This window comes from Neorhizobium sp. 05N33 (genome assembly GCF_056397445.1).
In genome coordinates this window covers 106,050-119,808 of record NZ_JBFTNK010000009.1, presented here as the reverse complement: position 1 = coordinate 119,808, position 13,759 = coordinate 106,050, and the positions used below count along the sequence as shown (strand labels likewise).

The following is a 13,759-nucleotide window of genomic DNA, read 5'->3' as shown; positions in this document are numbered from 1 at the left end:
CTTCGCAGTCCGACTTGAAAGTTCCCCACCCCCCGTCCGGGTTTCCTGTCCCGGGCGGAAAGCTTTGCGGGGCCGCCTGTGATCCGGCCCCGCAAAGCTTTGTTTTCAAGCGCCCCCAAGCCCATTTCGGAACCGCATCCAACCGTTTTGTTGCGGCGCAACATAATCCTGCCCATATCCGTTTCCAAACCGTCATAAAACTTGTAGTTATGCGTAAAAGACTGCGACGGGTGGAGAGCAGCAATGTCGAAATGGGTCTATCGCTTCGGCGGCGGCGAGGCGGAGGGCCGCGCCGCGGATGTCGAGCGGCTGGGCGGCAAGGGTGCCAATCTCGCCGAGATGGCAAGCCTCGGCCTGCCCGTTCCCCCGGGATTGACCATCGTCGCCGATGCCTGCGTTTTCTATTTCAACAACGACAGAACCATTCCCGGTGACCTGAAAACGCAGGTTCTCGAAGGGATAACCACCATCGAAGGCCAGACCGGCCGCGTCTTCGGCGGCAAGGTCAAGCCTCTGCTGCTGTCGGTGCGCTCCGGTGCGCGCGCCTCGATGCCGGGCATGATGGACACCGTCCTCAACCTCGGCCTCAACGACGAGACCGTGCAGGCGCTCGGGCACGATGCCGGCGACGCGCGCTTTGCCTGGGACAGTTACCGCCGCTTCATCCAGATGTATGCGGATGTGGTCATGGGCCTCGACCACGAGATCTTCGAGGAGATCCTGGAAGACGAAAAAGCCCGCCTCGGCCACGACTACGACACCGATCTTTCGGCGGTCGAGTGGCAGCATATCGTCAGCCTCTACAAGAGGATGATCGAGGACGAGCTGGACACCAGCTTCCCGCAGGATCCGCATGTGCAGCTCTGGGGCGCCATCCGCGCCGTCTTTTCGAGCTGGATGAACCCGCGCGCCGTGACCTATCGCATGCTCCACCGCATTCCGGAGGAATGGGGCACGGCGGTCAACGTCCAGACCATGGTGTTCGGCAATCTCGGCTCGTCGTCTGCGACCGGCGTCGCCTTCACCCGCAACCCCTCGACCGGCGAACGGGAGCTCTACGGCGAGTTCCTCGTCAATGCCCAAGGCGAGGATGTCGTCGCCGGCATCCGCACGCCGCAATCGATCACCGAAGAGGGGCGTATTGCTTCTGGCTCCGAAAAGCCGTCGATGGAAAAGCTGATGCCGGAGGCATTTGCCGCATTCAAGGCGATTTGCGACCGGCTGGAAATCCATTACCGCGACATGCAGGACCTCGAATTCACCATCGAGCGCGGCAAGCTGTGGATGTTGCAGACACGCTCCGGCAAGCGCACCACCCGTGCAGCGATGAAGATCGCCGTCGACATGGTAGAGGAGGGCGTCATCACCGAGGAGGAGGCCGTCTGCCGCATCGAGCCGCCCTCGCTCGACCAGCTTCTCCATCCGACCATCGATCCGCGCGTCGAGCGCCACGTGGTCGGTTCCGGCCTGCCCGCTTCCCCGGGAGCTGCCACCGGCGAAATCGTCTTCACCGCCGAGGAGGCGGTCGAGGCGGAGCACGAAGGCCGTAAGGTCATCCTGGTGCGCATCGAAACGAGCCCGGAAGACATCCACGGCATGCACGCCGCCGAAGGCATCCTCACCACCCGCGGCGGCATGACCAGCCATGCGGCCGTCGTTGCCCGCGGCATGGGTATTCCCTGCGTCGTCGGTGCCGGCTCGATGCGCGTCGACATGCGCAACGAACTCCTGATCGGAAGCGGCGGGATGACGCTGAAGCGCGGCGACACGGTGACGATAGACGGTTCGTCCGGCCAGGTGCTGAAGGGCGCCGTGTCGATGATCCAGCCGGCGCTGTCGGGCGATTTCGGCAAGCTTATGGCCTGGGCCGACAAGACCCGCCGCATGACGGTGCGCACCAACGCCGATACGCCGCAGGACGCCCGCGCCGCCCGTTCCTTCGGGGCCGAAGGCATAGGCCTCTGCCGCACCGAGCACATGTTCTTCGAAGGCGACCGTATCCATGTGATGCGCGAGATGATCCTTGCCGAAGACGAGAAGGGCCGTCGCGCGGCGCTCGGAAAACTCCTGCCGATGCAGCGTTCGGATTTCATCGAGCTGTTTTCGATCATGCACGGCCTGCCGGTGACGATCCGCCTGCTCGATCCGCCGCTGCACGAATTCCTGCCGAAGACGGAAGCAGAGATCGCCGAGGTCGCCAAGGCGATGGCGATGCCGCCCGCTTTCCTCGCCCGCCGCATCGACGCCATCCACGAATTCAACCCGATGCTCGGCCATCGCGGCTGCCGGCTGGCGATCTCCTATCCTGAAATTGCCGAAATGCAGGCGCGCGCCATTTTCGAGGCGGCGGTCGAGGCCGGAAAGCTGACCGGCGAACCGGTCGAGCTGGAAATCATGGTGCCGCTCGTCAGCCTGCGCAAGGAACTGGATTACGTGAAGGGTGTCATCGACCGCGTCGCCGAGGATGTCGCCAAGGAAACTGGCGTTCCGATCGCCTATCTCGCCGGCACGATGATCGAGCTGCCGCGCGCCGCCATCCGCGCTCATGTCATCGCCGAGACGGCCGAGTTCTTCTCCTTCGGCACCAACGACCTGACCCAGACGACCTTCGGCATGTCGCGCGACGATGCGGCGGCCTTCATCCCCACCTATCAGAGGAAGGGTATCATCGAGCACGACCCGTTCATCTCGCTTGATTTCGACGGCGTCGGCGAACTCATCCAGATGGCCGCCGAACGCGGCCGCCGCACCCGCAACGACCTGAAGCTCGGCATCTGCGGCGAACACGGCGGCGATCCGACCTCGATCCGCTTCTGCGAGAATGCCGACCTCGACTACGTCTCCTGCTCGCCCTTCCGCGTACCGATCGCCCGCCTTGCGGCAGCCCAGGCGGCGATCGAAAGGAGGAGGGGATGAGTGCCCGTACCTATTTCAGATGGTCCGGCCATTTTCGGGACGTATGAAATATGGCCAGTATCTCCGCCCGTTCGCGAAGACGATAAAACGCGATATAAGGGGTGCCGGCGATGGTGAGGCGCCGTGTATCTCCATCCGATGTGAGTCGGCCGACTTTCGGGTGCCACGCCAGCATGGAAACAGCTTCCACGATGCGGCGAACCACGTTTTCGGCAGCCTGTGGATTGTCGAGTGCGATATAAGAGCCGATCTCATCGAGATCTTGCAGCGCCTCGTCCAGCCAGACGAGTTCATCCATTGGGGATGAATTTGCGGATCACCGCGCGCACCGTCTCGGCGGAAGCAAATCGTCCGTCATCAGCCGACTTTTTTCGCTCTGCCAGTTTTTTGACCTGCCACGCGTGCAGGTCGTCGGCTGCCTCCGTCGGCGCCGGCGAAATAGCATCTTCAATCGAGATTGGCTTCTGCGGTTCGCTCATGGAAGGATCATGGCAGATCGAACCGGCTTTTAAAAGCCGATTGGGGATGTTTATGTCATGCCGGCCGTCGCCGAAAAAACAAATAGGCGTTCGGAAATGCAGCCGAGGAGACCATCATGAACCAAGTCACCGTTCTCGCCGTGCCCGTCTTCAGCACGCTCTGTAACGAAGGTTTCCGCCTTCGCCGCGAAGTCTTCATCGTCGAACAGAACGTGCCCGCGGACATGGAATTCGATGCCGACGACCTGACCGCCTTCCACTTCGTCGCCGTCGTTTCGGGTGAGGTCTGCGGCACGTTGCGGGTCATCTATGCGGAAGATTATGCCAAGATCGGCCGGGTCGCGGTCACCAGCCCGTGGCGCGGCAAGGGTGTCGCCAGCGCCATGATCCGCGCCGCCATGGAAGCGCACGGACAAGCCCGCGGCAACCGCTTTCATCTGGCGGCCCAGAGGGACAAGATCTCCATGTACGAACGTTTCGGCTTCAAGGCCTATGGCGAAGAATTCTTCGATGTCGGCATTCCCCATTACGACATGAAGAATTTCTGAAGTCCGCCGTTTTCCGTTTCTGCCCATGGGGGTTTAGGACGACGACCTTCCCGTGTTAGCTTATCCGCCGGGAGCGACAGGGAGGAAACATGCCGCGCTTGGACCACGTCAACATTCATACGCGCGATGCCGACGCGATGATCGCGTTCCTGGGCAAGGTGCTCGGGGCCGAGGAAGGCTACCGGCCGCCCTTTTCCGACCCCGGCCGCTGGCTCTATCTCGACGGCCATCCCTTCATTCATCTGAGCATCGTCACCCGTGACGGCGATTTTCCGCCCGGCATGTTCAACCACGTGGCTTTCGGCTTTTACGATCATGACGCCGCCGTCGAGCGGATCACGGCGACCGGTTACCGCTTCGAACACGACGCCATACCCGATACCGATATCGGCCAGATCTTCGTCTATGGTCCGGAAGGCCTGAAGATCGAGCTGCAATACCGCCGGTGATCGTCATTTCACCGCTGCCGTCTGCTGCGCACCGGTGACACGCCAGACCGTATTGCCGGCGTCGTCGGCAACCAGCAGCGCGCCAGCCTTGTCGACCGCGACGCCGACCGGCCGGCCGCGGGCCGCCTCGTCCTTGTTGAGGAAGCCGGTGACCACGTCTTCCGCCTTGCCGTTCGGTTTGCCGTCCTTGAAGGGCGCGAACACGACCTTGTAGCCGTTGAACTTGTCGCGGTCCCAGCTGCCGTGTTCGCCGACGAACGCACCGCCCTTGTATTTGGCCGGCAGAGCATCGGCGGTGTAGAAAGTCATGCCCAGCGGCGCCACGTGCGAGCTCAGCGCATAATCCGGCGGGATCGCCTTGGCGACCAGGTCCGGCCGCTGCGGCTGCACCCGCGGGTCGACATGCTGGCCGTAATAGCTGTAGGGCCAGCCGTAAAAGGCACCGTCCTTCACCGAGGTCATGTAGTCCGGCACCAGATCCGGCCCGAGCTCGTCACGTTCGTTGATGACGGCCCAGAGCGCATGGGTGGCCGGCTCGAACGTCAGCCCGTTCGGATTGCGAAGGCCGGTCGCGAAGATCCGCGAACGGCCGCTCGCCCGGTCCACCTCCCAGATCGCCGCCCGGTCCTTCTCCGCCTGCATGCCGTTCTCGGCAATGTTGCTGTTCGAGCCGACGCCGACATAAAGCAGCGAGCCATCTGGGCTTGCCACCAGGCTCTTGGTCCAGTGGTGGTCGATCGGGCCGCCCGGAAGCTCGGTCAGCCGCGTGCCGGGGTCGGTGATCCTGGTGTCGCCGGTATTGTAGTGATAGCGCATGATCGCATCGGTATTGGCGACATAGAGGTCGCTGCCGACCAGTGCCACGCCGAACGGCGAGTTGAGGTGATCGAGAAACACGCTCTTCGTTTCCGGCTTGCCGTCGTGGAATGGGTGGGCGAATGGGCCATGGGAAACGTCCTTCAAGCCGTCGACTTATTGGGAGATCCAAACAATTCGACAGGGGAAGAAGTTCCCGGCGGGCGATCGCGCCTGCGTTTCGGCGATCGCCCGCAAAACTTCTACGCTTTTCCGCCTAGCGCCGCTCCACGATTACCCGGCGTTCGACCACCATCGGCCGCCACATCATCGCATCGGCGCGGGACTGCATCGAGCGCCCTTCGGCGCGGCGGTCGAGTTCGATGTCGAGCATGCAGCGCGCCATCGCATCCGTGCCGCGCCTGAAGCCGTAGCTGGCGCAGGTGGTCTCATCCGCCGCACGGCGTTCCTCCGGCGTCATCGTCTGGCAGCCGGCCAGCAGGACGCAAAGCGGGGCGATGAGGAGAAGGCTGTGAGGGCGCATGGGATGAACTCCTTTTCATTCGGCCGGGCTGCAACCTTGGGATTCCATTCCGGGCGAAGCTGTTTTACACATGAGCGAGCGCTTTTGCCATGGAGCCTTTGCCGATCCCATGCCCGTCCGTTTTGTCCGGCCCGTTTCCCATTCGGCCTATACGGCCCGCAGGCTGGCCTTCTCGGCTCTGGCGCTGTTCGTGATCGCCGCGCTGGCACATCGTTTCGGTCCCCTGGCGACCCCGGATTTCCTGGCGCTGCTCTTTCTTTCCGCCGCAATCGCCGCCGTTTCCGTGCCTCTGTCGCTGATCGGCCTGATGCGGCTCTGGCAGGTCGGCGCGAGCGGCGGCGTTGCGGCGACGAAAGGGCTGATCTATGCGGCGGTTCCGCTCGCCGTAGTGGCGACCGGCGCCTTCTATTATTTCATCCTGCCGCCGCTCTACGACATTTCCACCGATATTGCCGACCCGCCGCCATGGGTCGCTGAGCCGAAGGCCAGCCAGAAATGGCTGCCGCGCGCGACGGTGATCACGCCTGCCGATCGGCGGGTCCAGTTCGCCGCCTATCCCGGCCTCACCGGCAGGCGTTACGAGGGCGCGCTCGACCGCGTCTACCAGGGTGTGCAGAAGGCGGTGCTTTCCGCCCGCATCGCGATCACGAAGAAGGAAGGCGTCGAGCTGATCGCGCCGGATATCTCCCAGCGCCCCGCGCCGCAGGACGAACAGGCGCCGGTGCCGGACGTGGCGCCGATCCCGCTGCCGCGCCCGGAACCCTCGCTCGCACCGGTTTTCGTCAATTCCGGCGATGTCCTGCTGCAGGGCGAGGCCCGCACCCTGATCCTTGGCCTGCGTTTCGACCTCGTCGTCCGGCTGCGGGAAGAGGCCGAGACGACCTCGGTCGATATCCGAGTCGCCTCGCGCTATGGCCCGCACGATCTGGGAATGAGCCAGGCGATCGCCGAGGATTTTCTTGACCGGCTCGATACCGAACTTCTGGGGATCGCCGGGAACTAAAGCATGTCGGGCAAAAGTGTGCAGCGGTTTTGCGATAACGACATGCGGAGAAACTAAGGATTTGAAGCGGGTCATGCTAAATCCGAAGGATTGCGGCACGCTTCAAGCCGGCCAGTAAGTACCCGCAAGCGACGGCGGTCCTTCGGTCAGCACGCGGCCTTTCTCGACCAGGTCTTCCAGATGCGCAAGCACCGAAAGAGCCGCCGCTCCATGCAGGCGCGGATCGGTGCTGGCATAGATCACCTTGACCATGTCGGGGATCAGCCGGTCACCGGCCTTGATGCGTTCCAGCACGGCGCGTTCGCGCATGCGCCGATGGGTGCGAAGCCCCCGCAGGAACGAGCCCGGTTCCTTCACCGGCCCGCCATGGCCCGGAAAGAAGATGCGGTCCTCGCGCGGCAGCAGCTTTTCGATCGAGGCCATAAAATCGGCCATCGAACCGTCCGGCGGCGCAACGATCGTCGTCGCCCAGGCCATCACGTGATCGGCGGAAAACAAGACGCCGGTTCCTTCCAATGCGAAGGCGGAATGGTTGGCTGTGTGGCCCGGCGTATGCACGGCCGACAGCGCCCAGCCGTCGCCTTCGATCACCTGGCCATCCGCGACTATGATATCGGGCACGAAGCCGGTGTCGGCGCTTTCGGCGAACGGGTTGACTTCGCCCGCATGCAGCGGCCGCGAGGCCCGGTGAGGGCCTTCGGCAACGGTCGGCGCCCCGGTCTCCTGGCTCAGTCGACGGGCAAGCGGAGAATGGTCGCGATGCGTGTGGCTGATGAAGATATGGGTGACCTCGCGACCCTTCAGCGCTGCCATCAACGCTTCGAAATGCGCCTCGTTTTCCGGGCCCGGATCGATGACCGCCACCGACGAGCCGCCGACGATATAGCTATTGGTGCCGTGAAAGGTGAAGGGCGAGGGATTGTTGACGGTCAGCCGCTGCACGCCTTCGGCCACGCTGACCGGCACACCGTAGGAAGGAGTGAATTCCATATCGAAGGTAACGTCTTCCGCCATGCCGGGCCTCCGCGCCTGATGCGATATCGATGATGGCCATTACGGCATTGCCGGTTTGCGCCAGGTCTCGGATCGCATCGATTGCGCCGTTCAAGGCGCTGGAGAGGTCTAGCACCGCTTTTGCTGCGGCGCATTCAAAAATAGCCACCGGCCGTCACCCCGTTGGGCGACGGCCGATGGCTTTCATGACGTGGATCCGCTATCGCGGGCTCGCTCGCCTCAGCTGGCGGCCAGCAGTTCCGTGCAGTAGCTCGGGCCGTTGGCGCCCGGACGATCGGAAATGATGGTGATGTCGCGGATCACGTAGCTGGAGGAGACGGTGATCTTCGCCGTGCAGCTGACGCTGGCGCTGCGGCCGCCCTGCTGCTTGATGCGATTATAGCCGCCACGCCAGGTATAGACGGTCGTGGAACCGTCGCTGGTGTCGCTGATCGGCGGGCTGAACTTCGCGAAGAACTCGCCGGCCGAGTGGCCCACCCAGCGGCTCTCGATCGGATTGCTGGCAACGCTGACGGTGGTGCAGGCCGAAAGGGCGAGCGCGAAAAGGGCGGTCGATGCGAGGACGCGGCGGCTCATGATCGTGAAAAATCCTTCATGTCTTCTGTTGTGCCCGGGAGGCAAGGCTTTTGAGGCTTTTTGAGGCAAGTCTTTCGAGACTGCACGTAACAGATTTTTGTCAGGCTTCGCGAGGCGATGAACGCCCCTCGACATCAAATTTCTCCTGCGCCGCTTTTTTGCAACGCCTTGGTTTTCCGCCTTTCCGGAGCGAGGGCGTGCACGATCGCGAAGCTGTCGCATATTTTTCATGAGCGGCGCTTGTGCAATGAAAAATGCTGGTCTATAGAGGCGCCGCTGGTCACGGAGTGTAGCGCAGTCTGGTAGCGCACCACGTTCGGGACGTGGGGGTCGAGTGTTCGAATCACTCCACTCCGACCAGCCGGCTCTTCGCTCGCAAGGGTTTTTCTCCCGAAAACAACAGCATTTATAGATAGGCAGACCGTTTTGGAACGCGCCTCCGCGGTCTCGCGGCGCGTCGATAGATGTAGCTCCGATCGAAATCAATGCACTCGGCATTCGTGTTCGGCGACGTTCTCCTATCCACCGCATTGCGCCGTGATTGTGAATATAGGCAACCGGATTGACCGTAAATTTCATGCACGCGTGACGGGTTGACTAAGTCAAAACGGTATCCCATTGGTAGCAGGCTTCGGCATACCCGCGTCGAACCTCTTGCGAAAATAAAAATCGCAACAGCGCGAGACAAGTAAAGATTCTGTATTTTTGGTGGAGTATATGAAAGGCTTGATTAAAAAGGCATTCCGTAAAGCAGGGAAGCATATGTTTCCTTTCCCCAGTCATCCCATACGGGATGAAGCGTCGCTGATGCTTCAGGGGAAGCAATTCGCTCATCTAAAGTCAACTTTCGTCAAAGATCCCAAGGGGCTTTTCGATTTCGAGTTCAAAGTGTTTTCCCAATGGGGGGAGGACGGCATTATCGAGTGGCTCGTGGAGCAGCTTTCACCCTTGCCGCAGATCTTTATCGAATTCGGCGTCGAGGATTACACCGAATCGAACACGCGGTTTCTGCTGATGAACAGAAACTGGCGCGGGCTTGTTATCGATGGCTCGCCGGACGCAATCGCAAAGGTAAGAAGAAGCGAGCTTCACTGGCGTCATGACCTGACGGCCCATGCAAGCTTCATTACCCGCGACAACATCGATCGCATATTTGAGGAACACGGCTTTTCCGGCGAAATCGGCCTTTTGAGCGTGGATATCGACGGCAACGACTATTGGGTCTGGGAAGCAATAAAAAGCGTAAACCCGGGCATAGTCGTTTGCGAATACTGCGCTCACTTCGGGGATGTCCACGCGGTCTCAGTCCCTTATAAGGAAAATTTCACACGTCACGCAGGCCACTACTCCGGTCAATATTTTGGCGCCTCGCTCAAGGCGTTCATCTCGTTGGCGAACAGCAAGGGTTATACGTTTCTGGGAACCAACGCTTCGGGAATAAACGCCTTCTTTGTGCGCAATGACTTGATCCCGAGGCTCGGAGACAAACAGCCTCCGGTAAAATCCTTCCCTATGCGGGCCAGCGATACTCGCGATGAACAAGGAACCCTTACCTTCATCCATGGACCGGCGAAGGCCGACCTGATCAGGCATTTGCCGATAGTCGATGTCGAAACAGGAAAGCAAACGACGCTTGGTGAACTTGGTCACCTGTACAGCAATGAATGGCTGAAGCTGATGCGCGGCGATTCGCCATAAGTCCTTATTCCCCGCTGCATTTAGGCCGGGTGAAAAATAACACTAGGTGTAGGCATGCCGTTGCGGCATCATGTCGGCTGAAACGTGGCATATGGTTGAAATAACCTCTTGCTCGTAGGGATCGCCTGGGCTTTTCCGGCCGTTGCGGTCGCCTGCGCCTGGCAGGGGAGAGGGCCGCAAAGCGCATGCCGCCTAGACGCGCCAGATCGGAACGGGTGACCCTGCTCGATGTCGCCAATGTTCTCGGAATCAGCTCGATCACCGTGTCCCGCGCCCTGCGAGAACCGGAAAAAGTGTCCGAGCCGCTTCGGCAGAAGATCCTCCGCCAGGTGGAGCAGATGGGTTACGTGCCCGATCTTGCCGCCCGGGCGCTCGCAAGCCGCCACAACGGCATTATCGGGGTTCTGGCGCCGGCGCTGACCAATCATGCCTATCTCGGCATCATGAGCGGCATCGAGGAACGGGTGCGCGATACGGATTTCCGCATCCAGTATGCCAATACCAACCACGATGCGGACCAGGAATACCGTCAGGTCAAGCTTTTCCTGTCGCAGCATCCGGCCGGCATCCTGCTGACGGGATTGCAGGACCAGCGGGTCAGCGATCTGCTTGAGCGCGCGCCATGCCCGGTGGTTCAGATCGTCGATCTCAACCTGCTGCCCTCGGGTATCGCGGTCGGCATCAATCATCGCGAGGCGGCGGAGACGGCGACGCGCCATCTGCTTGCCTGCGGATATCGCCGCATCGGTCTGATCGGCGGCAGCCGCGATCTTCGCGCCCAGCGGCGGCATGATGGCTATGCGCTGGCGATGCAGGAGGCGGGGCTCTACGATCCGGGCCTCGTCATGACCGAGCACAAGCAAACGAGCATGCAGCTCGGCTGCGACCTCTTCAAGCGGCTGCTGGAAACGGCGCCCGATGTCGACGCGGTATTCTGCCAGAACGACGATCTTGCGCTTGGCGCGCTGTTCGAGGCGCAACGGGCGGGGCTGCGCGTGCCGGATGATTTCGGGATCTGCGGTTATAACGACCTGGATTTTGCGCTCTGCGCCGAACCGAGGCTGACGACCATCCGCGTGCCGCGTTTCCAGATGGGCTATCGCGCCACCGATCTCATCATCCGCGCCATCAACGACGAATGCCTGCCGAGCCGGGTAATCCAGCTGCCGTTCGATCTCATCCAGCGCGGTTCGACGCGGGCGATCGCCTGACGGGACCCTGGCGACGAAAAAAGGGACCTTCCTTCCGGCCCCTTTTCTATTTCCTGCCGAACGATCAGATATCGCCGCCGGCGTTGGAGAACAGCTCTGCCGCCTGCTTGGCGGTCATCCGTTTGACCTCGGTCTCGTCGCGGCGGCTGGCGAAGAGTTCGCTGGCCATCAACTGTTCGGCGAGATCGGCCGGCAGCGACAGCACGACGCGCTGGCCGCCTGGGGCATCAGTGCGGTGGATGCCGCCGATTTCGGCGCGCTTGGCGGTGATCATGCCGCCTGCGACCGTGTTCAGCGTATCCGGATCGATCAGGATGAAGGCGCCGGTCGAGCGGTTCTGCTCGTAGGCGTCGAAGACCGCCAGCTCCTCGAAGGAGAGGCGCACCTTGCCGATCGCATTCATGGCGAGCGTCGAGGCATGCGGCTGCCACTTGCCGGTCGCAAGTTCGAGCTGGCTGATCGGCTCGACCGCGACGCGCTGGCGGCGCGAACCGCTCTTCAGCCAGTAGCGTTTGCCGGGCTCGATGCCGCCTGGCTGCAGTGAGACGAGCTGGGCGTCGAAATGGTGGCCGGTCATCGGCTGGCCGTCGAGCGAAACGATCACGTCGCCGCGCGCCACGTCCACCTGCCGGTCGAGGACCAGCGTGATGGCGTCGCCCGCGACCGCCGCGTTGCGCACCAGGTCGAAGGTGACGATGCGGCTGACATTGGCGACCGTGCCGGAAGGCAGGATGACGACGGAGTCGCCCGGCTTCACCGAGCCGCCCGCGACAGTTCCCTGATATCCGCGGAAACTTTCTCCGGGACGGACGACACGCTGCACCGGCAGGCGGAAACCGCCGGCCTGGGTGGAGCGCACGGTCGCCAGTTCCAGCGTCTCGACCAGGGTCGGGCCGTCATACCAGGGCATCGAGGCATCGGCCGGATAAACGACGTTTTCGCCCTTCAGCGCCGACATCGGGATGGCTGTGATCTGGCGCACGCCGAGCGACAGGGCGAATTCCCGGAAATCGTGCGAGATCCTGTCGAAGACAGCCTTGTCGTAGTGGACGAGGTCGATCTTGTTGACCGCGAGCACGAACTGGCGAATGCCCATCAGGGCGGCGATCGTCGCGTGCCGGCGGGTCTGTTCGAGAAGGCCGGCGCGGGCGTCGGCAAGCAGGATGGCGAGATCGGCGGTCGAGGCGCCGGTCGCCATGTTGCGGGTATATTGCTCATGGCCGGGCGTGTCGGCGACGATGAACGAGCGCCGGTCGGTCGAGAAATACCGATAGGCGACGTCGATCGTGATACCCTGTTCGCGTTCGGCCTGCAGGCCGTCGAGCAGCAGGGCGAAGTCCGGCAGGCCGAGGTCGTTCTGGCCGCCCGAGTCGCGGGCAAGCGTCGCGGCCTGGTCTTCCTTGACCGCCTTGGTGTCCCAGAGCAGCCGGCCGATCAGCGTCGACTTGCCGTCGTCGACGGAGCCGCAGGTGATGAGACGCAGCGGACGCGTGTCGCGCACCGCCTTCAGGGGTTCTGCGAAGGGCAGGATGGTCGCCGAGGCGTTTTGGGCGGGAGCGGTCATCTCAGAAATATCCTTCGCGCTTCTTCTTTTCCATCGAGCCGGATTGGTCGCGGTCGATCGCGCGGCCCTGGCGTTCGGAAACGGTGGCGATTTCGAGTTCGGCGATCACCTCTTCGAGGTTGGAGGCGGTCGAGCGGATGGCGCCGGTCAGCGGGAAGCAGCCGAGCGTGCGGAAGCGGATCATGCCCTGCTGCACGGTTTCGCCGGGCAGCAGTTCAAGCCGCGGATCCTCGGCAAGGATCATCATCCCGTCGCGCTCCACATAGGGGCGTTCGGCGGCGTAATAGAGCGGCACGAGCGGGATGTCTTCCGCCTGGATGTAACGCCAGATGTCGACCTCGGTCCAGTTGGAAAGCGGGAAGGCGCGCACGCTTTCCCCTTTCCGGACCATGCCGTTATAGACGTTCCACAGTTCCGGGCGCTGGTTGCGCGGGTCCCATTTGTGGTCCGGGGTGCGGAACGAATAGATGCGTTCCTTGGCGCGGGAGGCCTCCTCGTCGCGTCGGGCGCCACCGAAGGCCGCGTCATAGCCGCCGGCATCCAGCGCCTGGCGGAGCGCCTCGGTCTTCATGATGTCGGTGTAGAGCGCCGAACCGTGGCTGAACGGCGTGATGCCTTCCTCGGCGCCGCGCGGATTGGTGTGGACCACAAGGTCGAGATCGTATTTCTCGGCGATCTGGTCGCGGAACTCGATCATCTCCTTGAACTTCCACGTCGTGTCCACGTGCAAGAGCGGGAAGGGGACGCGGCCGGGATAAAAGGCCTTGCGGGCGAGATGGAGCAGGACGGAGGAGTCCTTGCCGATCGAATAGAGCATGACGGGTTTTTCGAATTCCGCCGCCACTTCGCGAAAGATGTGGATCGCTTCGTTTTCGAGGGCCTTCAGATGCGGATCGAGCGGCGGTCTGGAAACGGGCGGGTTCTTCACTTCCGTTTCCTGTACTGACAAGGGCATTTCGGTC

At 62.3% G+C, this 13,759-nt stretch carries 13 protein-coding genes, 1 tRNA gene and 1 pseudogene; 7 read left to right on the top strand and 8 right to left on the bottom strand.

Annotated elements, in window-relative coordinates:
• Positions 1-243 precede the first annotated feature (243 nt).
• Positions 244-2,916 carry a pyruvate, phosphate dikinase gene (gene ppdK, locus AC1DLT_RS21495; protein WP_477488102.1) on the top strand — a complete coding sequence of 891 codons (2,673 nt, stop codon included), beginning with the start codon at positions 244-246 and terminating at the stop codon, positions 2,914-2,916.
• A 10-nt stretch (positions 2,917-2,926) separates the two neighbouring features.
• Here the strand turns inward: ppdK and AC1DLT_RS21490 are convergent, their stop codons facing one another.
• Entirely contained in the window at positions 2,927-3,214 is a 288-nt protein-coding gene (locus AC1DLT_RS21490) for a type II toxin-antitoxin system RelE/ParE family toxin (RefSeq protein ID WP_247138653.1), read from the bottom strand.
• Positions 3,207-3,395, bottom strand: coding sequence for a hypothetical protein (locus AC1DLT_RS21485; protein ID WP_038584365.1), 189 nt, complete (start codon positions 3,393-3,395; stop codon positions 3,207-3,209). The genes AC1DLT_RS21490 and AC1DLT_RS21485 overlap by 8 nt, the downstream gene beginning before the upstream one ends.
• A 116-nt stretch (positions 3,396-3,511) precedes the next feature.
• Between AC1DLT_RS21485 and AC1DLT_RS21480 the strand changes: the two genes are divergently transcribed.
• Positions 3,512-3,943, top strand: coding sequence for a GNAT family N-acetyltransferase (locus tag AC1DLT_RS21480; RefSeq protein ID WP_258719001.1), 432 nt, complete (start codon positions 3,512-3,514; stop codon positions 3,941-3,943).
• 89 nt (positions 3,944-4,032) lie between these two features.
• Positions 4,033-4,392 carry a VOC family protein gene (locus AC1DLT_RS21475; protein WP_247138652.1) on the top strand — a complete coding sequence of 120 codons (360 nt, stop codon included), beginning with the start codon at positions 4,033-4,035 and terminating at the stop codon, positions 4,390-4,392.
• A gap of 3 nt (positions 4,393-4,395) precedes the next feature.
• Here the strand turns inward: AC1DLT_RS21475 and AC1DLT_RS21470 are convergent.
• Positions 4,396-5,313 (bottom strand): annotated as a pseudogene (locus tag AC1DLT_RS21470) (PQQ-dependent sugar dehydrogenase); the annotation flags it as partial.
• A 151-nt stretch (positions 5,314-5,464) separates the two neighbouring features.
• Positions 5,465-5,731, bottom strand: coding sequence for a hypothetical protein (locus tag AC1DLT_RS21465; protein ID WP_477488101.1), 267 nt, complete (start codon positions 5,729-5,731; stop codon positions 5,465-5,467).
• A 109-nt stretch (positions 5,732-5,840) separates the two neighbouring features.
• On the opposite strand from AC1DLT_RS21465, the gene AC1DLT_RS21460 reads away from it, so the two are divergent.
• On the top strand, positions 5,841-6,734 hold the full coding sequence (locus tag AC1DLT_RS21460) for a DUF1499 domain-containing protein (RefSeq protein WP_477488168.1): 894 nt from the start codon (positions 5,841-5,843) through the stop codon (positions 6,732-6,734).
• 102 nt (positions 6,735-6,836) lie between these two features.
• Here AC1DLT_RS21460 and AC1DLT_RS21455 read toward each other — a convergent pair whose 3' ends face one another.
• Complete coding sequence (locus AC1DLT_RS21455) at positions 6,837-7,748, bottom strand: MBL fold metallo-hydrolase (protein ID WP_247034201.1); 912 nt, start codon at positions 7,746-7,748, stop codon at positions 6,837-6,839.
• Positions 7,749-7,967: 219 nt separating this feature from the next.
• Positions 7,968-8,324 carry a hypothetical protein gene (locus AC1DLT_RS21450; protein ID WP_247034203.1) on the bottom strand — a complete coding sequence of 119 codons (357 nt, stop codon included), beginning with the start codon at positions 8,322-8,324 and terminating at the stop codon, positions 7,968-7,970.
• A 283-nt stretch (positions 8,325-8,607) separates the two neighbouring features.
• On the opposite strand from AC1DLT_RS21450, the gene AC1DLT_RS21445 reads away from it, so the two are divergent.
• The 3 genes from AC1DLT_RS21445 (at position 8,608) to AC1DLT_RS21435 (ending at position 11,233) form a co-directional block, all read left to right on the top strand.
• Positions 8,608-8,684 (top strand) — tRNA-Pro (locus AC1DLT_RS21445).
• 357 nt (positions 8,685-9,041) lie between these two features.
• Positions 9,042-10,022, top strand: coding sequence for a hypothetical protein (locus AC1DLT_RS21440; RefSeq protein WP_477488100.1), 981 nt, complete (start codon positions 9,042-9,044; stop codon positions 10,020-10,022).
• Between the two features lie 185 nt (positions 10,023-10,207).
• Positions 10,208-11,233, top strand: coding sequence for a LacI family DNA-binding transcriptional regulator (locus tag AC1DLT_RS21435; RefSeq protein ID WP_477488099.1), 1,026 nt, complete (start codon positions 10,208-10,210; stop codon positions 11,231-11,233).
• A 64-nt stretch (positions 11,234-11,297) separates the two neighbouring features.
• Here AC1DLT_RS21435 and cysN read toward each other — a convergent pair whose 3' ends face one another.
• Both cysN and cysD read right to left on the bottom strand, forming a co-directional pair.
• On the bottom strand, positions 11,298-12,797 hold the full coding sequence (gene cysN / locus AC1DLT_RS21430; RefSeq protein WP_477488098.1) for a sulfate adenylyltransferase subunit CysN: 1,500 nt from the start codon (positions 12,795-12,797) through the stop codon (positions 11,298-11,300).
• Between the two features lies 1 nt (position 12,798).
• Positions 12,799-13,752: a sulfate adenylyltransferase subunit CysD gene (cysD, locus tag AC1DLT_RS21425; protein WP_038540771.1), complete on the bottom strand. Its 954-nt coding sequence runs from the start codon at positions 13,750-13,752 to the stop codon at positions 12,799-12,801.
• Positions 13,753-13,759 lie beyond the last annotated feature (7 nt).